Source organism: Micromonospora cremea (genome assembly GCF_900143515.1).
GTDB lineage: Bacteria > Actinomycetota > Actinomycetes > Mycobacteriales > Micromonosporaceae > Micromonospora > Micromonospora cremea.
On the sequence record NZ_FSQT01000002.1, the window covers coordinates 3,863,150 to 3,884,971 of the forward strand.

The following is a 21,822-nucleotide window of genomic DNA, read 5'->3' on the forward strand; positions in this document are numbered from 1 at the left end:
ACACCTGGCAGGGACAGTGTGCCGTGCACCCAGGGTGCCACGTCAACGATCACATTCGTGCATCCGGACGATCACCATCTGGCGTTGCACACCAGGTGGTCAAAACGACACGTTCGGTTGACGAAATCGGCTCAGTCCAGGTAATCCCGGAGGACCTGCGACCGGGACGGGTGACGCAGCTTGGACATCGTCTTGGACTCGATCTGCCGGATCCGCTCCCGGGTCACCCCGTAGACCTGGCCGATCTCGTCCAGCGTCCGCGGCTGGCCGTCGGTCAGGCCGAAGCGCAGGCGTACCACACCCGCCTCACGCTCGGAGAGCGTCTGCAGCACCTGCTGGAGCTGGTCCTGCAGGAGCGAGAACGAGACCGCGTCGACCGCGACCACGGCCTCGGAATCCTCGATGAAGTCGCCGAGCTGGCTGTCGCCCTCGTCACCGATGGTCTGGTCCAGCGAGATGGGCTCCCGGGCGTACTGCTGGATCTCCAGCACCTTCTCCGGTGTGATGTCCATCTCCTTGGCCAGCTCCTCCGGCGTGGGCTCGCGGCCCAGGTCCTGGAGCAGCTCGCGCTGTATGCGGCCGAGCTTGTTGATGACCTCCACCATGTGCACCGGGATGCGGATGGTGCGGGCCTGGTCGGCCATCGCGCGGGTGATCGCCTGCCGGATCCACCAGGTGGCGTAGGTGGAGAACTTGTAGCCCTTGGTGTAGTCGAACTTCTCCACCGCGCGGATCAGGCCGAGGTTGCCCTCCTGGATCAGGTCGAGGAAGGCCATGCCACGCCCCGTGTACCGCTTGGCCAGCGACACCACCAGGCGGAGGTTCGCCTCCAGCAGGTGGTTCTTGGCCCGCTCGCCGTCGCGGGAGATCCAGCCCAGGTCGCGGACCATCTCCCGGGTGAGCTTCTCCTCGCCCTCGTCGGCCGCGCGCAGCCGCTCCGCGGCGTAGAGCCCGGCCTCGATTCGCTTGGCCAGGTCCACCTCCTGCTCGGCGTTGAGCAGCGGGACCTTGCCGATCTGCTTGAGGTACGCACGCACCGAGTCGGCGGAGGCGGTCAGCTCGGCGTCCCGCCGGGCCTGCTTGAGCGCCTCGGACTCCTCGTCGTCCCACTCGAAGTCGTTGTCGGTGGCCGAGGCGGCGGCGTCGGTCTCGGCGGCCTGGGTCAGCTCGGCCGGCTCCTCGACCACCACGTCCTCGATCGCGGCGGCCAGCTCCTCCGGGTCGATCTCACCCTCGGCGCCCTTGCCGCCGGCCTTGGCCGGCTTGGCGCCGGCGGCCGCGGCGACCGTCGCCTTGGTGGCCCGGGTCGACTTGGTCGCGGCCTTCGCCGGCGTGGCGGCGGCCTCGGCGGTGCTGCCGGCTGCCTTGCGCGCGGCCACCTTCCGCGGGCCCGGCGTCGACGGGGCCTCGTCGGAGGCGGGTGCCTGCTTGGGCGCCGGTGCGGCGGCCTTCTTGGTGGTCTTGGCGGTGGTGGCCCGGGACGCCGGCGTGGTTGAGCGGGCCGCGGCCACCCGGCGGCGGGTGCTCGCCGAGCCGTCGACAACCACGGTCACTCCCGCCTCGGAGAGTGCCCGCAGAATCTTCTTGGCCTGGGCCGGAGTCACCTCGGCGGACTCGACGGTGCGCGCGAGCTGGGCCGACGTGAGCTGACCACCGGCGCTCTGCGCGTGGGCGATCAGAGTGTCGGTAAGCGAGCGAACGTCGGCGCCGGTCTGGCGGGGTTCTGTCACGAATGACCTTCCGGAGGCGAAGAGCGGGCACGGCCGGGTCGTCCGGCACAGCGTGGGGCAACCGGGCCGGGCGATGTGGTTGAGGGACCCCCGTGTCCCGGGCCGGCCGGTGGTCGGCGGTCCGTGGCGCGGTGGCAGGGGTGAATTGTAACGCCGTCTGCGGCGATCATCCTGCGCCGCACGGCGTACCGGCGGTGGGGACCGCCGATTCGGCGCAGATGTGGACTTTGTAAGGATGATACTCGCGCGTGGCCCGGAACACCCCGGTCGTGCGGGAAGGGGACGTGGGATGGACCGTTCGGTGCCGCCAATTGGGGATTTGTTGGCGATCGCGCTCGAGGTTACGCGGGACGCCGCGGCCACGGCATACCGCATGCGGGTCGAGGGCGTCGCCGTGGCCGCCACCAAGAGTACGGTCACCGACGTGGTCACCGCGGCCGACCGGGCGGTCGAGCGGCAGGTGCTCGACGCGCTGCACCGGCTGCGGCCGGGCGACGCGGTGCTCGGCGAGGAGTACGGCACGGGGGACACCGGGCCGGTCGGGCCGGGCGGCGTGCGCTGGATCGTCGACCCGATCGACGGCACCGTCAACTACCTCTACGGGCTGCCGTACAGCGCGGTGTCGCTCGCCGCCGAGGTGGACGGCGTGGTGGTCGCCGGCGTGGTGCGCAACGTCAGCACCGGCGAGGAGTGGACCGCCACGGCCGGCGGGGGCGCCTGGCGGGACGGCGTCCGGTTGCGCTGTTCCGGCGAGACCGACCTGGGGCAGGCGCTGGTCGCCACCGGCTTCGGCTACGACGCCGGCCGCCGGGCGCATCAGGCCCGGGTGGTGGCCGGGCTGATCGCCCACGTGCGGGACATCCGTCGGCTCGGCGCCGCCGCGCTGGACCTCTGCCTGGTCGCAGAGGGGCGCCTGGACGCGTACTTCGAGAAGGGCCTGGCCGCCTGGGACCTGGCTGCCGGTGGGCTGGTGGCCGCCGAGGCGGGCGTGCGGGTCACCGGTCTGGACGGCCGTCCGCCCGGCCCGGACCTGGTGCTCGCGGCCCCGCCCGCGCTCTTCGCGCCGCTGCACGACCGCCTGGCCGCCCTGGATGCCGCCGGCGGTCCCTGACCGGCGCTGCGAGCCGCGGCGCGCCGGTGGGTCCGGGGGGTCGGTCGTCGTCGGCGGCGCGCCGGGGCGGTGGCCCGGCGCGCCGTGACGACAGTGGTCAGCGCCCGTCGACCTGTCCGGTCACTTCATGGCGACCGGGGACGGGCACGACTCCGGGGGCGCCACCGGGGCGCCCAGGTCACCGAGGGACTGGTTCACCTCGGTCGTGGTGGCGAGCTGCTGGAAGCGGCTGCCCAGCACCACGTCGACCGTGTCGTCGGTGCGCTTCGGGTCGTAGCCCGGCTCGGCGTTGTTGAGGAAGTACGCCTGAAGCAGGTGCGCCGAGCCGACGCCCTTGGGGCCGTACCGCAGCACGGCCACCTCGTCGATCCCCTTGGGGGCGTTGCCAACCTTCTGGACCTGGAACTTCCGATTGCGGAAGTCGTCCGCGACGCTGCCGGCCCGGCCTGGCTCGTCGGTCGCGTTCAAGACGTTGATCTTGACGTCCTTGGGCTCGTGCAGCGTCACGTCGGCCAGCGGCCAGCCGTCGGGGCAACCCTCGGCCGTGCCCGCCTTGCCCTGGGTGTCGCGGACCAGCGCGGTGATCACGAAGGCCAGGGCCAGCACCCCGAGCAGGCCGACGACGACGAGTGCTCGCACTCGCGCAAAACTCATCTGGGCGCTCCCGGACGTCACGTGGGTGGCGGCGGCCGCCAACGATCGCACTGACCGGCGGCCGTCGAATACGCCGCTGAGGTTAACGGTTGTCCGGCCGTCGCGTGGAAACAGTCCGACATGCCGGCGCGCCGACCGTGAACCGGGTACTACTACCCCTATCTTCGTGTCGCCTGAGTCACATTGGGAACAACTTCGCGTGCTGGGGCGTACATCTCAGCGGCGAGGGCGGTATACATGCCTCGCCCAAAGGGGGGGTAAGGTTCCGCGCTCGCAGGGGAGTCGCCCCAGCGGGCTCGACCCGTTCGGTCCCCGGGTCGGGTGCCCGACACAACTGGTGGCCGGCCAGCGGAACCGAAACAGCGTCGTCCGGCGTTACAACCGGAAGCGACAACATCGATATGGGAGAGTGAAACCGATGGCCACCGACTACGACGCCCCGCGTCGCGACGAGGTCGACCTCGGCGAGGACAGCCTGGAAGAGCTCAAGGCCCGGCGCGTCGACTCACAGTCGGGCGCGGTGGACGTCGACGAGGCCGAGGTGGCCGAGAGCTTTGAGCTGCCCGGCGCCGATCTGGCCGACGAGGAGCTCACGGTCAAGGTGCTACCGATGCAGCAGGACGAGTTCCGGTGTGCTCGCTGCTTCCTGGTGCACCACCGCAGCCAGCTGGCGGTCGAGCGTAACGGCGAACTGATCTGCCGCGAGTGCGTCTGACACTCACGACACCAGCGGCGGCCTCCTGATCGGGGCCGCCGCTGCCGGTGTAGCCATGCGGCACGGGTGGGTACCTGCTTGACTCGTAGGGGTAGCCACAGCACCCGGGAGGTCCGACCCCATGAGCGATCGAGGCGACACCACCGGCACCGGCGCGGATGACCTCGGCGCCACCGTCGCGGCGTTGACCGCGGACGACATCGGGCCGGCAAAGCGCCGTCAACTGCTCACCCGCATGGTCGGGCAGGCCCGCGCCCGTGGCATCGGCGACCTGTTCAAGCCCCGCGCCGCCGTGCGCTGGATGGTCGACACCGTCGCCGAGATCGCCCCGCACGTACCGGTGCGGGACCTGGCCACCCTGCGCCAGCACTTCCCGGGGCTGGACGACAACGCCCTGGCCGAGCGGTTGATCCGCAACGCGGCCCGGACCACCGCCGGGATCGGCGCCGCCGGCGGGGGAGTCGCCGCCGTCGAATGGACGGTCGCCCCGACCCTCCTCTCCGCGCCGGTGCTGCTCGCCGCCGAGACGGTCGCCGTGGTGGCGGTCGAGCTGAAGCTGGTCGGCGAGCTGCACGAGGTGCACGGCGTGGCGCTACCGGCCGGCGGCAGCCAACGGGCCGTCGCCCTGGTGCACTCCTGGGCCACCCAGCGCGGGGTCAACCCGATGATGCCCGGCGTGGGGGTGGGCGCCGTGCTCGGCACCGCCGCCCGCAAGGAGCTGCGGGACACCCTGCTTCGGCGCTTCGGGCGCAACCTCACCACGCTCGGGCCGTTCCTCACCGGTGCGGCGGTGGCCAGCTTCCTCAACCGGCGGGCGACCCGGTCGATGGCCGACCAGCTCCAGGTGGACCTGCGTCGGCGCGGCATCGCCCGGCCGGCCCCGCCGCCGTCGCTGCCCGGCCCGTCGACCGGTACCTGAGCGGCCCGCACACGGGCCGCCGCGGTCAGCCCGGCTCGCCGGCTGTGCGGTCGACGCGGGCTCGGGCGTCCCGGGCGGTCAGCAGCGCCTCGGCCAGCTCGACCGGATGCCGGGTGCTCACCACCCAGAACGGGGTCGGGTCGGCCGGGTCGTCGAGCACCACCTGCACGGCCCCGCCGATCCACGGCCGCTGGACCACGAAGGCGAGCGGGTCCGCGCCCACCCCGAGCACCTCACGGCGGCCGGCCACGTCCAGCGGCACCACGTCCGCCACGAAGCGCACCGGCAGTCGGGCGTCGTCCACCCGCAGCTCACCGTCGGCGACCGCGACCCGGATCCGGCCCAGCCACCACAGCCCGGCCGCGGTGGCCGGCAGCAGCACCGCGAACGGCAGCCAGGCGCGGACGCCGCCGGCGCCCATCCAGATCTCGACGGCCAGCAGCGCGGCGGCCACCAGGCCGGTCAGCCACAACCACCAGGGCAGATCCAGCCGTTCGACGTACGCCGTGCGGGCCGCGACCGGCGGCTGACCGGCGGACGAAGAGGGCGACATGCTCACTCCTGCGAGGGTACGGCGCACGGCGGCCCGGGTAACCGGCAGGATGGCAGGGTCACCCCGATCAACCGGACGGAAGAGAGACCTGTGACCGACGTCGTACCCGTGCCCGTACGGCTGCTCGATGCCGAGCTGCCGCTGCCTGCGTACGCCCATCCCGGCGACGCCGGGGCCGACCTGGTGGCGGCCGCGGACGTGGAGTTGCCGCCCGGCGGCCGGGCCCTGGTGCCCACCGGCGTGGCCATCGCGCTGCCGGAGGGGTACGTGGGCCTGGTCCATCCCCGCTCCGGCCTGGCGGCCAGGCTCGGCGTGACGGTGCTCAACGCGCCCGGTACGGTCGACGCCGGCTACCGGGGTGAGATCCTGGTCAACCTGATCAACCATGATCGGGAGACGCCGGCGAAGATCTCCCGCGGCGACCGGATCGCGCAGCTCGTGGTCCAGCGGGTCGCGCGGGCGCGGTTCGAGCCGGTGGCCGAGCTGCCCGGGTCCCAGCGCGGGACCGGTGGGCACGGCTCCACCGGTGGACACGCCGGGCTGGTGCCGTCGCCGGCGGGCCCGGACCGGGTCGAGCAGCGGCTGAACGAGCCGAGCCGCGGGCAGACGGAAGAGGTGGCAGGGTGAGTGCGAACAGCGGAGGGTGGGCGCAGTGATCTTCTCCCGAAAGCGGGCCGGTGCCGGGCGGCACACCCGTGACGAGCGGACCACCGAGGTCGGCGACCAGAGCACCGAGGAGTCGACGCCGACGCTGGAGCGCGGCCCGTACGACATCTCCGAGGTCAACGACGACGTGCAGCGGCTCGATCTCGGCAGCCTGCACATCCCGGCGGTCGCCGAGGTGGAGGTGCGGGTGCAGGCCGACCCGCAGGGCGTGATCCAGCAGGTGGTGCTGGTGCACGGGGAGAACGCGCTGCAACTCGGTGTCTTCGCCGCCCCCCGGTCCGAGGGGATCTGGGACGAGGTGCGCGAGGAGATCCGCCAGTCGCTGCTCCGCGACGGCGCCAACGCCCAGGAGGTCGACGGCGAGTACGGCCCCGAGCTGCACGCCCAGGTGCAGACCCCGGACGGCCCGACCAACCTGCGGTTCGTCGGCGTCGACGGGCCGCGCTGGATGGTCCGCGGCGTGTTCCAGGGCCCGGTGGCCCTCGACCCGGCCACCGCCGGGCCGCTCGCCGAGTGCCTGGACGGCCTGGTGGTCGACCGGGGCCAGGAGGCGAAGCCGGTCCGCGAGCCGCTGCCGCTGCGGCTGCCCAAGGAGGTTGCCGACCAGGCCGGCGCCGAGGCCGGGGACGCGTCCGCCGCCGAACCGCGCCAGGTCTGACCCACGCGCACCGGCCCGCCGGAACCGCCCCCGTCGGCGTACGCTGGCGGCACGGTTCCGGCGTCGCCGGTGGCCGGGCCAGTGCCGGCCAGGGCCGGTGAGCGTGGAGAGGGTGACGCGGAGGTCATGATGACCGACGAGAGCCGAGTGTCGCTGCGGCGCATCCTGCAACGGCTCACCGCCAGCGAGGCCGAGATCGACGCGCAGGAGCTGCGTCGGGAGAGCGCCGAGTGCGGCGGTGTCCCGGCCCAGCAGTGTTCCCGGGGTCAGGTGGTCTCGGTCGCCGGTCGGCTCCGCACGGTGGTGTACACGCCGCGGACCAACCTGCCGACCCTCGAGGCCGACCTGTACGACGGCAGTGACGTGGTCACCCTGGTCTGGCTGGGTCGGCGGCACATCGCCGGGATCGAGCCGGGGCGGCACCTGACCGCGCGGGGCCGGGTCGCGGTGCGGGACGACCGCAAGGTCATCTACAACCCCTACTACGAGCTGGACTCGCCGAAGTGACGGCACCGCGGACGGAAGGCCGGCGATGACGACGGGACAGCACCGGGCGGCACAGCCGGAGACCGGCCCTCAGGGCGACGAGCCGCTGCCGACGATCGCCGAGCAGATGGCCGACCAGCTCGGCGGCTGGCGGGGGCTGGTCGAGTCCAGCATCCCGGTGGTGGTCTTCGTCGTCGCCAACATCATCGGCGAGCTACGGCCCGCGGTGATCGCCTCGGTGGCCGTCGCGCTGCTGATCGCCGGGCTGCGGCTGGCCCAACGCCGGCCGATCCGGCACGCGGTCAACGGGCTGTTCGGCGTCGGCATCGGCGCGGCCATCGCCTGGCGTACCGGCGACGAGCGCGACTTCTACCTGCCCGGCATCCTCTATGGCATCGGCTACGGCATCGCCCTGCTGGTTTCGGCGGCCATCCGGCAGCCGCTGGTGGGCTGGATCTGGTCGGTGCTGGTCGCCAAGGGCCGCGCGGAGTGGCGGGACGACCCGAAGCTGGTGCGCACCTTCACCCGGCTGACCGTGCTCTGGGGCGTGGTCTGGCTGGCCAAGGTGGGCGTGCAGGCCGGGCTCTACCTGGCCCACCAGGACACCGCGCTGGGCGTGGCCCGGCTGGCGCTGGGCTACCCGCCGTACGCGCTGCTGCTGCTGATCACGGTCTGGACGGTGCGCCGGGTCACCCGCGAGCCGCAACCGACCCCGCTGCCCGGCGCCTGAGCGCAGCGCCGGGCCACCGGCGACGTTCAGCGTGAGCTGCGGGTCCGCTCGACGCTGTCCGGGCCGAGGATCACCGCGCGGACCTGGTCCTCCACCTCGGCGGTGCAGACGAAGACCAGCTCGTCGCCGGCCTCGATCGGGTCGTCCGGGCTGGGCACCAGGACCCGCTTGCCGCGCAGGATCGCCACCAGGGCGGAGTCGCGGGGCAGCGGCACGGCGTGGATCGGCTGACCGACGTACGGCGCGGTCGGTGGCAGCGTGATCTCGACCAGGTTCGCCTCGCCCTGCCGGAAGGTCATCAGCCGGACCAGGTCGCCGACGGTGACCGCCTCCTCGACGAGCGCCGCCATCACCCGCGGCTTGCTCACCGCGACGTCCACGCCCCACTGCTCGGTGAACAGCCACTCGTTCTCGGCCCGGTTGACCCGGGCGACCACGCGGGGCACCGCGAACTCGGTCTTGGCCAGCAGCGACACCACCAGGTTGACCTTGTCGTCGCCGGTCGCCGCGACCACCACGTCGCAGCCGGCGACGTTGGCCTCCTCCAGGCTGGCTAGCTCACAGGCGTCGGCCAGCACCCACTCGGCGGCCGGCACCCGGTCCGGGCGCAGCATCTTCGGCTGGCGCTCGATCAGCATCACCTGGTGGCCGTTCTCGATCAGCTCCTGGGCGATCGAGCGGCCCACGTTGCCGGCGCCCGCGATGGCGATCCGCATGGCTCAGTGCCCCCCTTCCGGCGGCGTCGCCGCCACCGACGTGACCGTCGCCACGATGTCGTCGCTGACCAGCATGAAGACCTGGTCACCCTCCTGCACGACGGTAGAGGCGGTGGGCAGCGTGCCGATGCCGAAGCGGATCAGGTACGCCACCCGCGCCCCGGTCGCCTCCTCCAACGCGCGCACCGGCCGGCCGATCCAGTCCTTGTGCACGGGGACCTCGACGATCGACACGGTGCTCGTCGGGTCGCGGAAGATCTCCACGTTGCCCTCGGGCACCAGATGCCGCAGCATCCGGTCCGCCGTCCAGCGCACGGTCGCCACGGTGGGGATGCCCAGCCGCTCGTAGACCTGCGCCCGACGCTGGTCGTAGATCCGGGCCGCGACCCGGGACACGCCGAACGTCTCCCGGGCCAGCCGGGCGGAGATGATGTTGGAGTTGTCGCCGCTGGAGACGGCCGCGAAGGCGTCCGCCCGCTCGATGCCGGCCTGCTGCAGCACGTCGCCGTCGAAGCCCGCCCCGGTCACCGTGATCCCGGCGAAGTCGGGGCCGAGCCGGCGGAAGGCGTCGGCGTCCTGGTCGATCACCGCCACCGAGTGCCCCCGGGACTCCAGGCTGTGGGCGAGGGTCGACCCGACCCGGCCACATCCCATGATCACGACGTGCACGCTGCCCCTCCCAAGGTGTGGACCGCTCCCGCTGCCGGTGGCCTCCGAGTGCGAGCCTGCCACGTCCGGGTCGGAAGCGGGGACCGACCGTACCCCGTCGTCCCAGCCAGCCGTGATCGCCCACCCCCGCGCTCCGGCCGTGGTGGTCGTACTCTTGGCGTTCGTGGCCAGTCCCACCTCGCTGCTGAAGCGGCTTCTCCTCGGTCGACCGTTCCGGTCCGACCGCCTGCAGCACACCCTCCTGCCGAAGCGCATCGCGCTGCCCGTGTTCGCTTCCGACGCGCTGTCCAGCGTCGCGTACGCGCCCGACGAGATCCTGCTGACCCTCTCCATCGCCGGCGCGTCGGCGTACGTCTTCTCGCCGTGGATCGCGCTGGCGGTGGTCGTGGTCATGCTGACCGTGGTCGCCAGCTACCGGCAGAACGTGCACGCCTACCCCTCCGGGGGTGGGGACTACGAGGTGGCCACGGTCAACCTGGGCCCGAAGTTCGGCGTCGGCGTGGCCAGCGCCCTGCTGGTCGACTACGTGCTCACGGTCGCGGTGTCCGTCTCCTCCGGGGTGGCGAACCTCGGTTCGGTGGTGCCCTTCGTGGCCACCCACAAGGTCATGATCGCGGTGGCGGCGGTGGTGCTGCTGAGCGCGGTCAACCTGCGCGGCCTGCGCGAGTCGGGTACCGCGTTCGCCATCCCCACCTACGGCTTCGTGATCGTGATGGGCGGGATGCTGCTCACCGGTCTCGTCCGGGTCTTCGTGCTGGGCGACGATCTCCGCGCGCCGAGCGCCGACCTGGTGATTCAGGCCGAGCACAGCGTGACCGGTTTCGCGCTGATCTTCCTGCTGCTGCGGACGTTCAGCTCGGGCGCCGCCGCGCTCACCGGAGTCGAGGCGATCTCCAACGGGGTGCCGGCGTTCAAGGCGCCGAAGAGCCGCAACGCGGCCACCACGCTGCTGCTGCTCGGCACCATCTCGGTGAGCATGCTCGTCGGGATCATCTGGCTGGCCCGGCTGACCCACCTGCAGTTCGTCGAGGACCCGGCCCTCCAGATCGTCGCCGGTCCCGAGGGGTACGTGCAGAAGACCGTCACCACCCAGCTCGGCGAGACGGTCTTCGGCTCCGGGTCGATCCTGCTCTACGTGGTGGCCGGGGTGACCGCCCTGATCCTCTTCCTGGCCGCGAACACCGCGTTCAACGGCTTCCCGGTGCTCGGCTCGATCCTCGCGCAGGACCGTTACCTGCCCCGGCAGTTCCACACCCGGGGCGACCGGCTGGCGTTCTCCAACGGCATCGTCTTTCTCGCCGTCTTCGCGATCGTGCTGATCGTCGGCTTCCAGGCCGAGGTGACCCGGCTCATTCAGCTCTACATCGTCGGGGTCTTCGTCTCGTTCACCGTCTCCCAGGCCGGCATGATCCGGCACTGGAACCGGTACCTGCGGACCGAGCGGGATCCGGAGGCACGCCGCCGGATGCAGCGTTCCCGGGCCATCAACACGTTCGGCATGGGCCTGACCGGCACGGTGCTGGTGATCGTGCTGATCACCAAGTTCCTGCTCGGCGCCTGGATCGCGATCGCCGCGATGGCGGTGATCTACCTGCTGATGCTGGCCATCCGTGGGCACTACGACCGGGTCGCCCGGGAGCTGACCCCGCCGGACGAGGGTCGCGCCGTGCTGCCCGCCCGCAACCACGCGATCGTGCTGGTCAGCAAGCTGCACCAGCCGACCCTGCGGGCCATCGCGTACGCCCGGGCCACCCGGCCGGACACGCTGACCGCGGTCACCGTGAACGTGGACGACAAGGACACCCGGGACCTGCAGGCCGAGTGGGAACGGCGGGAGATGGCCATCCCGCTCACCGTGATCGACTCGCCGTACCGGGAGATCACCCGGCCGATCCTGGACTTCGTCGCCTCCACCCGACGCCAGTCACCCCGGGACGTGGTCACCGTCTTCATCCCGGAGTACGTGGTCGGACGCTGGTGGGAGAACTTTCTGCACAACCAGAGCGCGCTGCGCCTCAAGGGGCGCCTGCTCTTCGAACCGGGGGTGATGGTGACCAGCGTGCCGTGGCAGCTCGCCTCGACCGCGAGCAAGAACCTGGACCGGCTGGACGCCACGCTGTCCCGGACCCCGGCCCGCGGGCCGCGGGTGGCCCCGCGCGGCACCCTGCCGCCGGACGTACCGCCGGTGGTCTCCGCGCCCTCTGGCGAGAGCCGCCCGATCGACGGCGGCCCGGTCGGGACCGGCCGTGACTGAGCCGGGCGTACGGCCGGCGGCGGCACCCCCGCCGCCGGAGCGTGGGCTGGCCGAGGCGGAGCTGGTCGAGCTGACCGTCGACGCGGTCGCCCCCGGCGGGCACTGCGTGGCCCGGGTGGACGGCCAGGTGGTCTTCGTCCGGCACGCGCTGCCCGGCGAGCGGGTGATCGCCGAGGTCACCGAGGTGCACCGGGGGTTCGTCCGGGCCGACGCGGTGACCGTGCTGGAGTCCTCGCCGGACCGGGTCGAGCCGCCCTGCCCGTACGCGAAGCCGGGCGCCTGCGGTGGCTGCGACCTGCAGCACGTCGCCCCCGACGCGCAGCTGGCCTGGAAGGTCACCGTGGTGCGTGAGCAGTTGGTCCGCCTCGGCGGGCTGACCGACGCCGAGCTGGACCGGCTCGGCGTCCGGGTCGAGGCGCTGCCCGGCGGGCTGCTGGGCTGGCGCTCCCGGGTTCGCTACGCGGTGGACGCCGCCGACCGGGCCGGCCTGCTCAAGCACCGCTCGCACGAGGTGGTGCCGATCGACCGCTGCCGGATCGCCCACCCGGCCATCCAGCAGCTGCCGGTGCTCACCCCGACCGGCGCGCGCTGGCCGGCGGCCGAGGCGGTGGAGACCGTCGCCAGCACTGGCGGGGACGTGACCGTCGCGGAGGTCCGCGACGGCGTGGCGACCCCGGTGAGCGGGCCCATGATGGTTCGCGAGGTGGCCGCCGGGCGGGACTGGGAGCTGCCCGCGTCCGCCTTCTGGCAGGTGCATCCGGCGGCGGCGGACACCCTCTCCGCGGCCGTGCTGGAACTCCTCGACCCGCGACCGGGCGAGGTGGCCTGGGACCTCTACGGCGGCGCCGGGCTGTTCGCCGCCGGGCTGGCCGCCCGGGTCGGTACGACCGGCCGGGTGACCCTGGTGGAGGCGGCGGAACAGGGCGTCGCCGCCGCCCGGGAGAACCTGGCCGACCTGGCCCGGGTCGAGGTGGTGTCGGCCCGGGTCGAGACGGCGCTGGCCCGCCGACGGATCACCGGCCCGGTCGACGTGGTGGTCCTCGATCCGCCGCGCTCCGGGGCGGGCGCCCCGGTGGTGCGCGCGCTGGCCGCCGCCGGCCCGCGCGCGGTGGCGTACGTGGCCTGCGACCCGGCCGCCTTCGCCCGGGACGTGCGCACCTTCGCCGAGCTGGGCTGGCGGCTGGAGGCGCTGCGCGGCTTCGACCTGTTCCCGATGACCCAGCACGTCGAGCTGGTCGGGCTGCTGCTCCCGCCGGCCGGGCGTTAGCAGGGGACCCTTCCCTATACACGAGGTGTTAACAGGGGGACCTTCCTTCATGCGGATCGTTGGATTGATGTCGGGGACGTCGTACGACGGGGTGGACGTCGTGGCGGCGGAGTTCGCCGCCGAGGGGGACACCCTGTGGCTGCGCCCGCTGGGGCACCGCGGCCTGGACTACGAGGAGCGGCTGCGCGCCGAGATCGCCGCGCTGCTGCCGCCGGCGGCCACCACCATCGAGGCGGTCTGCCGGCTCGACAACCGCCTCGGCGAGGTCTTCGCCGAGGCGGCGGCCGTCGGCCTCGAGCTGGCCGGCGGGCGGGCCGACGCGGTGGTCTCACCGGGGCAGACGGTCTTCCACTGGGTCGCTGACGGGGTGGCCCTCGGCACCCTGCAACTGGGCGCGGTGGCCCGGGTGGCCGCCCGGGTCGGCGTACCGGTGCTCAGCGATCTCCGCTCGGCGGACATCGCCCTCGGCGGCCAGGGCGCGCCGCTGGTGCCGGCCTTCGACGCGTTGCTGCTGGACCCGGCCGACGGCGCCGCAGCGCCGCGCGCGGCGCTGAACCTCGGCGGCATCGCCAATCTCACCGTGGTCGCGCCGGGGGCACCGGTGCTCGGGTACGACGTGGGCCCGGCCAACGCCCTGCTGGACGCGGCGGCGCGGCGCTTCCTGGACCGGCCGTGTGACCTCGACGGCGCCCGGGCGGCGGCCGGCCGGGTGCACCAGGGGCTGCTCGCCGAGTTGCTGGCCGAGCCGTACTACGCGGCGGCGCCGCCGAAGTCCACCGGCAAGGAGCTGTTCCACGCCGGCTACCTGGACCGGCGGTTGGCCGCGCTCGGTGAGCCGGTGCCGGTGGACGACCTGCTGGCCACGCTGACCGAGCTGACCGCCCGGGTGGTGGCCGCCGAGTGCGACCGGCACGGCGTGGTCGAGGTGGTCGCCGCCGGCGGTGGTGTGCGCAACCCCACCCTGCTGGGCAGGCTCGCCGCGCTGGGCGCCGGCCGGTGGCGGCTGCGCGGCACCGACGAGCTGGGGGTGCCCGCGCAGGCCAAGGAGGCGTACGCCTTCGCGCTGCTCGGCTGGCTGTCCTGGCACGGCCTGCCCGGGTCGATCCCGTCGGTGACCGGCGCCACCCAAGGCGCGGTGCTCGGCTCCTGGACCCCGGCCGGGCCGGCGTACCCCGGCACGCCGGCCGACCCGCCACGCCGGCTGCGGATCCGGTCCTGACCAGGCACGCGGCCGGTCGCCGGGCGGCCCGGCCGAACGGTGTCTGACCGGGCGCTCAGCCGGCGGGTGCCGGCCGCTCCCGGGCGTGCGGTGCTCGGGCCGGGCTGCGGAGTGACGGCGGGCCGATAGACTCTGCGGTCATGAGTGTTGAAGAGGACACGGCCAACCACGGTCGGCTGCTCGGGACGGTACGCGGTCCGCAGGACGTCAAGCGGATGTCCGGCGAGGAGCTGGACATCCTCGCCGCCGAGATCCGGGACTTCCTGATCGCCAAGGTCTCCCGCACCGGCGGGCACGTCGGGCCCAACCTCGGTGTGGTCGAGCTGACGCTGGCCATGCACCGCGTCTTCGACTCCCCCCGCGACCGGCTCCTGTTCGACACCGGCCACCAGGCGTACGTGCACAAGATCCTCACCGGGCGCCAGGCCGGCTTCGACAAGCTCCGCCAGCGCGGTGGCCTCTCCGGCTACCCCAGCCAGGCGGAGAGCGAGCACGACCTGATCGAGAACTCGCACGCCTCCACCGCGCTCTCCTACGCCGATGGCCTGGCTAAGGCGTACGCCCTGCGGGGCGAGGCGCGCAGCGTGGTGGCCGTGGTCGGCGACGGCGCGCTCACCGGCGGCATGTGCTGGGAGGCGCTGAACAACATCGCCACCGCCGGCAACCCGCTGGTCATCGTGGTCAACGACAACGGCCGCTCGTACGCCCCGACCATCGGCGGGCTGGCCGACCACCTCTCCTCGCTGCGGCTCAACCCCGGCTACGAGAAGGTCCTCGACACGGTCAAGGACGCCCTCGGCTCCACGCCGCTGGTCGGCCGGCCGATGTACGAGGTGCTGCACGCGGTCAAGAAGGGCATCAAGGACGCGGTCGCTCCGCAGGCCATGTTCGAGGACCTCGGCATCAAGTACGTCGGCCCGGTGGACGGGCACGACGTGGCGGCGGTCGAGTCGGCGCTGCGCGCGGCGAAGAACTTCGGCGGCCCGGTGATCGTGCACGCGGTCACCCGCAAGGGCTACGGCTACCGCCCGGCCGAGGAGGACGAGGCCGACTGCCTGCACGGCCCCAGCAGCGCCTTCGACGTGGAGACCGGCGCGCTGCTGGCCGCCCCTTCGGTGAAGTGGACCCACGTCTTCGCCGACGAGCTGCTGGCCATCGCGGACGAGCGGCCGGACGTGGTGGGCATCACCGCCGCGATGGCGGAGCCGACCGGCATCGCCAAGCTGGCCCGCAAGTACCCCGAGCGGGTGTACGACGTGGGCATCGCCGAGCAGCACGCGGCCACCTCGGCGGCCGGGCTGGCGCTGGGCGGCCTGCACCCGGTGGTCGCCGTCTACGCCACCTTCCTCAACCGTGCCTTCGACCAGGTCCTGCTGGACGTGGCGATGCACAAGCTGCCGGTGACCTTCGTGCTGGACCGAGCGGGCATCACCGGCCCGGACGGCCCCAGCCACTACGGCATCTGGGACATGTCGGTCTTCGGGGTGGTGCCCGGGCTGCGGATCGCCGCCCCCCGGGACGCCGCCACGCTGCGCGAGGAGCTGCGCGAGGCGCTGGCCGTCAACGACGGCCCGACCGTCGTGCGCTTCCCGACCGGAGCGGTCGCCGCGGACCTGCCGGCGCTGCGCCGGGTCGGCCCGGTCGACGTGCTGGCCGAGTCGGCCCGCACCGACGTGCTGCTGGTCGCCGTCGGCTCCTTCGGGCAGCTGGGCATGGAGGTGGCCGCACGGGTCGCCGAGCAGGGCTACGGCGTCACCGTCGTCGACCCCCGGTGGGTCCGCCCGGTCCCGGCCGAGCTGGTCGAGCTCGCCGCCGGCCACCGACTCGTGGTCAGCGTCGAGGACGGCGTTCGGGTCGGCGGGGTGGGCGACGCGCTCGGCCAGGCGATGCGCGACGCCGACGTCCGGGTGCCGCTCAAGGACCTGGGCGTACCGGCCGACTGGCACCCGCACGGCACCCGCGCCCAGATCCTCGCCGACCTGGGCCTGACCGCGCAGGACGTGGCCCGGAACGTCACCGGCTGGATCTCCGGCCTGGACGCCACCCCGGACCGCCTGACCCCCAGCAACGCTCCAGCTCAGAACTGACCCACCCACGCCACAACGACGGCGGGCGCCCGTGAAGGGGCGCCCGCCGTCAGTCGTCCAACCCTCCCCGCCCGTCGGCCGCCCCCGCCGCCCCGCGCCGTCGATCATGGAGTTGTGGTGGGCGGTGTGTGCCGACGTGCCATTTGGTGAGGCACCACAACACCATGATCGACGCGACGGGGGCGGGGGCGACGCGACGCGACGCGGGCGGGGAGGCGGGTTAGCGGGGGGTGACGGAGCGGTAGTGGGTCTTGTCGGTGCCGGCGAGGCTGAAGGTCTGGGTGCGTGGCGGTTCGGGGATGACCACCAGGCCGGGACGTTCGACCAGCAGCGTTGTGCCCGGCGGAACGGAGAGCGAACTGTCCCGGGTGGCTCGCCAGCTGAGCACCACCAGCGGCTGGCCGGGCACCGGCAGTTGGTACGTCTGCAACGGGGTGGCCCGGTCGGCCGGCGAGACCACCGGCGCGCCCCCGTCCGCCGGCCGGTAGACCACCGCGGTCATCGTGCCGGCGTCGGTGTCCCAGCTGAGCTGCTGCAACTCGGCCGGCTCGCCGCCGCCGAGAGCGACCTCGCCGAGCGAGCGGACCGTGAGCTTCGCCATCGGCCAGGACGTCGGCACCGACCGCGGCGCGTCCCGATCGCCGATCCGGCGCGGGATGCTGCCGAAGGGCCCCCGGTCGCCGGCCAGCACGCAGGTGTCCAGGCCGGTGAGCGCCCGCCGGCCCGTGCCGGACTCGTCGCGTACCAGCGGATAACGCGGGTCGGCGGTGCCGGTGCCCAGGTCGAGCAGCCGCTCGGCGGCCCGCCCCCGGGGCAGCGACGCGGTTGCCCGCAGGGTCGCGGTCACCGGGACCGCGGTGCAGGCCGGCACGTCGACCGGCGCGCTGAGGCCGTCGGCGACGGTCAGCGCCCGGCCCTGCGGCCCGAGCAGCCGCTGCACCCGGGCCGAGACCAGGTAGCGCCGGCCGCCGGCGGTCTGCACGGGCAGCACGTCGGAGTAGACCAGGTAGCCGGGGTCGGTGTACTCGGTGGCGCGGGTGACCGTGTACCGGTCGCCGTCGCGGGTGAGTTGCAGCAGCCAGGAGGCGCTCTCGCCGGGCACGTCCGCGGCGACCAGCGCCACCGGGGCGCCGTCGACACGGCCGGAGAAGAGAATCCCGGACGAGGGCAGGTGCGCCCGGTCGTCGACCGGTGACCGCCAGTCGCGTACCGCGTCGGTGACCGCCGCCGTCGTGGCGGCGTCGCCGGACAGGTCGCCCCGGGGTGGCCACACCGTCAGCGAGCCGTCCAGGCTGTCGTACCCGACCCGCAGGTCCTTCGGCGTGCGGTCCGCGACCGGACCGCACGCCGTGGCGGCCAGCAGGGCGGTCAGCAGGACGGTGAGCGCTCTGCCGTGCCGGCGGTCCGGAGTCACCTGATCCGCCCCCGATCGCCTCGTCGTCGCCATGGGAAAGCGCCATAGTACGAGATGTCCGACGCAGCGCCTCCGGTGGCCGGCGATCCACCCACCACATTGGACGCCCCCGGGGTTTTAGTGCCTTTTCGTCACTCGGGTAGACTCCGCCGACTGTGACGCCTGCCGAGTCCCGCGCCCTGTCCGCGCCGCACCGGGAGGCGGAGGCCGGCCCCGACGAGACAGTGAGCCAGCGCACCCCGGCGGCCATTCCGGTCGGCTCCGCCGCTCCCGTCGCGCCCGCCAGGGCTCCCGGCGTCGCCGAGTCCGCGCTCGCGGGGCCGGTCGCACCGACGGCCGCGCCCGCCGAGGCCGGGACGGACGGGGAAGCGGAATCCGCAGTGGAGGCGCCGGCCAGGACACGGCGACGTTGGTGGACCGGGTGGACCCGGCGGCGGCAGAACCTGGCCGTGGGTGGGCTGTTCCTGCTCGCCGCGCTCTGGGTGACCAGCCGGATCTGGCTGGACCCCGCCGGCCGGGTGGCCTCGCTCTACACCGGCGACCCGGCCCAGGTGCAGTTCTTCCTCGCCCACTCGGTACGCGTGGTGCTGCACGGCGCGTACCCGTTCTACACCGAGCAGTTCAACTACCCCGACGGCGTCAACCTGATGGCCAACACGGCGGTGCTGGCGCTGGGCATCCCGATGGTGCCGGTGACCCTGCTCTTCGGGCCGGCGGTGTCCTTCGTGGTGCTGGTGACGCTCGGCCTCGCCGGCACCGCCATGGCCTGGTACACCGTGCTCTCCCGGCACCTGGTGCGCACGCCGCTCGCTGCGGCCGTGGGCGGCTGGTTCTGCGGGTTCTCCCCGGCGATGCTCTCGCACGCCAGCTGGCACCCGAACATCATCAGCCAATTCCTGCTGCCGTTCATCGTCTGGCGGGTCCTCGTGCTCACCCGGTCCCACCGGCCGGTGCGCGACGGGGCGCTGCTGGCGTTGCTGGTCACCGCGCAGGCGTTCATCAACGAGGAGATCCTGCTCTTCACCGCGATGGCCTGCGGAGTCTTCCTGCTCGCGGTGCTCGCCCAGGAGCCGGCCCGCTGGTCGGCGACGTGGCAACCGCTGGCCGCCGGCCTGGCGACCTGCGCGCTGCTGGCCGGGGCGCTGCTGGCGTACCCGCTGTACGTGCAGTTCGCCGGACCGATGGCGTACCACGGGCTCAGCGACGCGGTGCAGGACTACGGCAACGACATCGCCGCCTTCTTCGCCCCCGGCTCGCCCACCCTCGGCGGCAACCAGCGGGCCAACATCAACCTGGCGCCGAACTACTCCGAGGAGAACGCCTTCTTCGGCTGGAGCCTGTCGTTGCTCGCCGTCGGCGTCGTGGTCTGGCTGCGGCGTGACCTGATCGTCCGGGCGCTCGCGGCGACCGGCGGGTTCTTCGCCGTGCTCTCCCTCGGCGAGCGGATCTCCTGGTGGGACCGCGAGCTGGTCACCGGGCCGTGGCAGTGGTTGGTCCACCTGCCGCTGCTGGACGCGGTGGTGCCGACCCGGTTCGGTCTGATCACCAGCGTGGTGATCGGTCTGCTGATGGCGCTCGCCGTCGAACGGGCCTGGGCGCTGCGCCCGGCCGACCGGCGCACCGTGCGGAAGTTCGTCGTCGCCGGCCTGGCGTTCGCGCTGCTGCCGATCGCCCCGATGCCGCTGCGGATGGTGTCCCGGCCGCCGGTGCCGGAGTTCATCACCGCCGACCGCTGGCGGGCGTACGTCGGCCCGGACCAGACGCTGGTGCCGGTCCCGGTGCCCAGCATGGGCAACACGCACGGCATGCGCTGGGCGGCGGCCACCAACCTCGACTTCAAGATCCCCGGCGGCTACTTCCTCGCGCCCCGCAACGGCAACACCGGGGACCCCGGGCGGTTCGGCGGTCGACCGAGCGGGGTGGGCCAGCTGCTGGAGGAGGTGGCGACCACCGGCCGGACGCCCAAGCTGGACGACCGGCAGCGCCGCCGCTTCATGGACGAGCTGCGGCACTGGCGGGCGGCGATCCTGGTGCTGCCGGTCCGGCAGCAGAACGCCGAACCGCTGCGGCGGACCGTCGAGGAGCTGGTCGGTCCCGGCCGTCAGGAGCTGGACGTGTGGGTGTGGGACGTCCGGACGCTGACCGACCGATCGGTCTGATGACCACCCGAACGGCCTCCTCGGAGACGGCAGAACCGGGGACGGCGGTCCCGGCGCCGGCACGCCGGTCCCGACCCGCCTGGCTGCCGGACGCCCAGGTGGTGGCCGGTTACCTGGGGCTGGCCGTGCTGCTGACCAGCGGGCAGTGGTGGCAAGCCGGGCGGCTATTCCATCAGGCGGGCGACCAGGTCCTGTTCGAGTGGATGCTCGCCCACGCGGCCCGCGCCGTGGTGGAGGGGGAGAACCCGCTCTTCAGCACCGCGTTGAACGCGCCGGACGGCGTCAACCTGATGGCGAACACCTCGGTGCTCGGCCTGGGTGTCCCGCTGACCCCGGTCACCCTGCTCTTCGGTTCGCAGGCGGCGTTCTGCGTGGCGGTCGTCTGCTGCCTCGCCGGCACCGCCACGGCCTGGTACGCGCTGCTGCGCCGCCGGCTGATCACCGCCCGGTCCGCGGCGGCGATCGGCGGGCTGATCTGCGGCTTCGCCCCCGGCATGATCGCCCAGGCGGGCGCGCACCTGCACGTGGCCGCCCAGTTCCTAGTGCCCGCGATCCTCGCCCTGGTGTTCCGGCCCCGGCCGGGGCCCGGCGGGGTGTGGCGGCCCGGCGTCGGCCTCGGGCTGCTGCTCGTCTGGCAGGTCTTCATCGGCGAGGAGGTGCTGGTCTTTCTGGCGCTCGCCGCCGGGGTGCTCGCGCTGGGCTACGCGCTCGCCGACCGGGTGGCGGCCCGGAGGCTCGCGCCGGCCCTGATCGGCCGGCTCTCGGTGGCCGCCGTCGTGGCGGCGGTGCTGCTGGCGTACCCGCTGTGGTTCCAGTTCCGCGGCCCGCAGCACTACTCCGGGATGGCCTTCGCCGCGCACGGCTTCCAACTGGACGCGGCGTCGTTCACCGCGTCCGCCCGGCAGACCGTGCTCGGCGACGACTGGCTGCCGGGGCTGCTCTCACCGAACCCGACCGAGGAGAACTCGTTCTTCGGCCCCGGGCTGCTGGTGCTCGCCGTGGTGGTGGTGATCTGGCTGTGGCGACGGCCGCTGGTCCGCGCGCTGGCCGGCTGCGGGCTGGTCTTCGCCCTGCTCTCGCTCGGCACCGAGCTGCGGGTGGACGGCGGGGCCACCGGCATCCCCGGGCCGTACCGGCTGGTCGCCGGGCTGCCGTTGCTCGACCTCGCGGTCCCGGCGCGGTTCGCGCTGGTCTGCGTGCCGGTGCTGGGCGTGCTGATGGCGCTCTCCCTGGACCGCGTCCGGGCGGCACGTCGGCCGCCGGCCGCACCCGGGCTTCCGGTGCGGCTGCTGTGGACCGGCGCGGTGGCCGCCGCACTGCTGCCCCTGGTCCCGACGCCGATCCGGGCCGTACCGATCGCGCCGGTGCCGGAGTTCGTCGCCGGCGGTGGATGGCGCCCGCTGGTGCCACCCGGCCGGACCGTGGTCGCGGTGCCCCCGGTCACCGGTGCCGCGCTGAGCCCGGTGATGCTCTGGTCCGCCCGCACCGGGCTGGCCTTCCGCGCCGCGGGCGGGTACTTCATCGGCCCGACCGGCCCGGACGACCCGACGGCGCGCTGGGGTACGCCGGACCGGCCCACCGCCGTGCTGCTGCGCCGGGTGGCCGAGACCGGCACGGTGCCGGTGGTCACCGACGCCGACCGCCGCCAGGCGGTAGAGGATCTGCGGCACTGGCGGGCCGCGGTGGTGGTGCTCGGCCGATTGCCGCACGGCGAACCGGTCCGCCGGACCGTCGAGGAGCTGCTCGGGCCGGGCCGGCCGGTCGACGGCGGGTGGGTGTGGGACGTCCGGGACCGGGTCGGCTGAAACAGCGGCC

At 73.5% G+C, this 21,822-nt stretch carries 19 protein-coding genes; 13 read left to right on the forward strand and 6 right to left on the reverse strand.

The genetic code is table 11. The annotated features are described in order from the left end of the window. Positions 1-131: 131 nt before the first annotated feature. A complete protein-coding gene (locus BUS84_RS31585; RefSeq protein WP_074318065.1) occupies positions 132-1,730 on the reverse strand; it encodes an RNA polymerase sigma factor in 1,599 nt (532 codons plus the stop codon). 289 nt (positions 1,731-2,019) lie between these two features. On the opposite strand from BUS84_RS31585, the gene BUS84_RS31590 reads away from it, so the two are divergent. Further along, on the forward strand, positions 2,020-2,841 hold the full coding sequence (locus BUS84_RS31590) for an inositol monophosphatase family protein (RefSeq protein ID WP_074318066.1): 822 nt from the start codon (positions 2,020-2,022) through the stop codon (positions 2,839-2,841). A gap of 120 nt (positions 2,842-2,961) precedes the next feature. Here the strand turns inward: BUS84_RS31590 and BUS84_RS31595 are convergent, their stop codons facing one another. Then, positions 2,962-3,480: a LytR C-terminal domain-containing protein gene (locus BUS84_RS31595; RefSeq protein WP_208869953.1), complete on the reverse strand. Its 519-nt coding sequence runs from the start codon at positions 3,478-3,480 to the stop codon at positions 2,962-2,964. A gap of 433 nt (positions 3,481-3,913) precedes the next feature. On the opposite strand from BUS84_RS31595, the gene BUS84_RS31600 reads away from it, so the two are divergent. Both BUS84_RS31600 and BUS84_RS31605 read left to right on the forward strand, forming a co-directional pair. Beyond that, the gene (locus BUS84_RS31600; protein ID WP_007075406.1) at positions 3,914-4,210 is read left to right on the forward strand and encodes a DUF4193 domain-containing protein; all 297 of its coding nucleotides are present in this window, start codon (positions 3,914-3,916) and stop codon (positions 4,208-4,210) included. 121 nt (positions 4,211-4,331) lie between these two features. Then, positions 4,332-5,129 (forward strand): hypothetical protein, encoded by a 798-nt coding sequence (locus BUS84_RS31605; RefSeq protein WP_074318067.1) that lies wholly within the window; start codon positions 4,332-4,334, stop codon positions 5,127-5,129. Between the two features lie 25 nt (positions 5,130-5,154). On the opposite strand, the gene BUS84_RS31610 is transcribed toward BUS84_RS31605, so the two are convergent. Beyond that, a complete protein-coding gene (locus BUS84_RS31610) occupies positions 5,155-5,682 on the reverse strand; it encodes a DUF3093 domain-containing protein (protein ID WP_074318068.1) in 528 nt (175 codons plus the stop codon). Between the two features lie 90 nt (positions 5,683-5,772). Between BUS84_RS31610 and dut the strand changes: the two genes are divergently transcribed. From dut to BUS84_RS31630, 4 genes are all read left to right on the forward strand, one after another. Beyond that, complete coding sequence (gene dut, locus BUS84_RS31615) at positions 5,773-6,309, forward strand: dUTP diphosphatase (protein WP_074318069.1); 537 nt, start codon at positions 5,773-5,775, stop codon at positions 6,307-6,309. Between the two features lie 25 nt (positions 6,310-6,334). Next, complete coding sequence (locus BUS84_RS31620) at positions 6,335-7,006, forward strand: DUF3710 domain-containing protein (RefSeq protein ID WP_074318070.1); 672 nt, start codon at positions 6,335-6,337, stop codon at positions 7,004-7,006. 126 nt (positions 7,007-7,132) lie between these two features. Beyond that, entirely contained in the window at positions 7,133-7,513 is a 381-nt protein-coding gene (locus tag BUS84_RS31625) for an OB-fold nucleic acid binding domain-containing protein (protein WP_074318071.1), read from the forward strand. Positions 7,514-7,538: 25 nt separating this feature from the next. Beyond that, a complete protein-coding gene (locus tag BUS84_RS31630) occupies positions 7,539-8,222 on the forward strand; it encodes a DUF3159 domain-containing protein (protein ID WP_074318072.1) in 684 nt (227 codons plus the stop codon). Between the two features lie 26 nt (positions 8,223-8,248). Here BUS84_RS31630 and BUS84_RS31635 read toward each other — a convergent pair whose 3' ends face one another. Both BUS84_RS31635 and BUS84_RS31640 read right to left on the reverse strand, forming a co-directional pair. Continuing rightward, entirely contained in the window at positions 8,249-8,938 is a 690-nt protein-coding gene (locus tag BUS84_RS31635) for a potassium channel family protein (protein WP_074318073.1), read from the reverse strand. Positions 8,939-8,941: 3 nt separating this feature from the next. Next, complete coding sequence (locus tag BUS84_RS31640; RefSeq protein WP_074318074.1) at positions 8,942-9,607, reverse strand: potassium channel family protein; 666 nt, start codon at positions 9,605-9,607, stop codon at positions 8,942-8,944. Positions 9,608-9,770: 163 nt separating this feature from the next. Here BUS84_RS31640 and BUS84_RS31645 point away from each other — a divergent pair, with 163 nt between their 5' ends. From BUS84_RS31645 to dxs, 4 genes are all read left to right on the forward strand, one after another. Continuing rightward, complete coding sequence (locus BUS84_RS31645) at positions 9,771-11,861, forward strand: APC family permease (RefSeq protein ID WP_074319249.1); 2,091 nt, start codon at positions 9,771-9,773, stop codon at positions 11,859-11,861. After that, on the forward strand, positions 11,854-13,128 hold the full coding sequence (locus BUS84_RS31650) for a class I SAM-dependent RNA methyltransferase (protein WP_074318075.1): 1,275 nt from the start codon (positions 11,854-11,856) through the stop codon (positions 13,126-13,128). The genes BUS84_RS31645 and BUS84_RS31650 overlap by 8 nt, the downstream gene beginning before the upstream one ends. A gap of 49 nt (positions 13,129-13,177) precedes the next feature. After that, the gene (locus BUS84_RS31655; RefSeq protein WP_074318076.1) at positions 13,178-14,347 is read left to right on the forward strand and encodes an anhydro-N-acetylmuramic acid kinase; all 1,170 of its coding nucleotides are present in this window, start codon (positions 13,178-13,180) and stop codon (positions 14,345-14,347) included. 140 nt (positions 14,348-14,487) lie between these two features. Next, complete coding sequence (gene dxs, locus BUS84_RS31660) at positions 14,488-16,434, forward strand: 1-deoxy-D-xylulose-5-phosphate synthase (protein ID WP_074318077.1); 1,947 nt, start codon at positions 14,488-14,490, stop codon at positions 16,432-16,434. A 220-nt stretch (positions 16,435-16,654) separates the two neighbouring features. Here dxs and BUS84_RS31665 read toward each other — a convergent pair whose 3' ends face one another. Then, on the reverse strand, positions 16,655-17,848 hold the full coding sequence (locus tag BUS84_RS31665) for a hypothetical protein (protein WP_074318078.1): 1,194 nt from the start codon (positions 17,846-17,848) through the stop codon (positions 16,655-16,657). Positions 17,849-18,003: 155 nt separating this feature from the next. Here BUS84_RS31665 and BUS84_RS31670 point away from each other — a divergent pair, with 155 nt between their 5' ends. Together BUS84_RS31670 and BUS84_RS31675 are read left to right on the forward strand one after the other, a co-directional pair. Next, positions 18,004-20,007: a DUF6311 domain-containing protein gene (locus tag BUS84_RS31670; protein WP_074318079.1), complete on the forward strand. Its 2,004-nt coding sequence runs from the start codon at positions 18,004-18,006 to the stop codon at positions 20,005-20,007. Then, the gene (locus BUS84_RS31675; RefSeq protein WP_244298785.1) at positions 20,007-21,812 is read left to right on the forward strand and encodes a DUF6311 domain-containing protein; all 1,806 of its coding nucleotides are present in this window, start codon (positions 20,007-20,009) and stop codon (positions 21,810-21,812) included. The genes BUS84_RS31670 and BUS84_RS31675 overlap by 1 nt, the downstream gene beginning before the upstream one ends. The last annotated feature ends 10 nt before the right edge of the window (positions 21,813-21,822 follow it).

Coding starts and splice junctions, on each gene's coding strand:
- BUS84_RS31590 (WP_074318066.1), top strand. CDS start 2,020: ATGGACCGTTCGGTGCCGCCAATTGGGGATTTGTTGGCGATCGCGCTC.
- BUS84_RS31600 (WP_007075406.1), top strand. CDS start 3,914: ATGGCCACCGACTACGACGCCCCGCGTCGCGACGAGGTCGACCTCGGC.
- BUS84_RS31605 (WP_074318067.1), top strand. CDS start 4,332: ATGAGCGATCGAGGCGACACCACCGGCACCGGCGCGGATGACCTCGGC.
- BUS84_RS31610 (WP_074318068.1), bottom strand. CDS start 5,682: ATGTCGCCCTCTTCGTCCGCCGGTCAGCCGCCGGTCGCGGCCCGCACG.
- BUS84_RS31625 (WP_074318071.1), top strand. CDS start 7,133: ATGATGACCGACGAGAGCCGAGTGTCGCTGCGGCGCATCCTGCAACGG.
- BUS84_RS31630 (WP_074318072.1), top strand. CDS start 7,539: ATGACGACGGGACAGCACCGGGCGGCACAGCCGGAGACCGGCCCTCAG.
- BUS84_RS31635 (WP_074318073.1), bottom strand. CDS start 8,938: ATGCGGATCGCCATCGCGGGCGCCGGCAACGTGGGCCGCTCGATCGCC.
- BUS84_RS31655 (WP_074318076.1), top strand. CDS start 13,178: ATGCGGATCGTTGGATTGATGTCGGGGACGTCGTACGACGGGGTGGAC.
- dxs (WP_074318077.1), top strand. CDS start 14,488: ATGAGTGTTGAAGAGGACACGGCCAACCACGGTCGGCTGCTCGGGACG.
- BUS84_RS31675 (WP_244298785.1), top strand. CDS start 20,007: ATGACCACCCGAACGGCCTCCTCGGAGACGGCAGAACCGGGGACGGCG.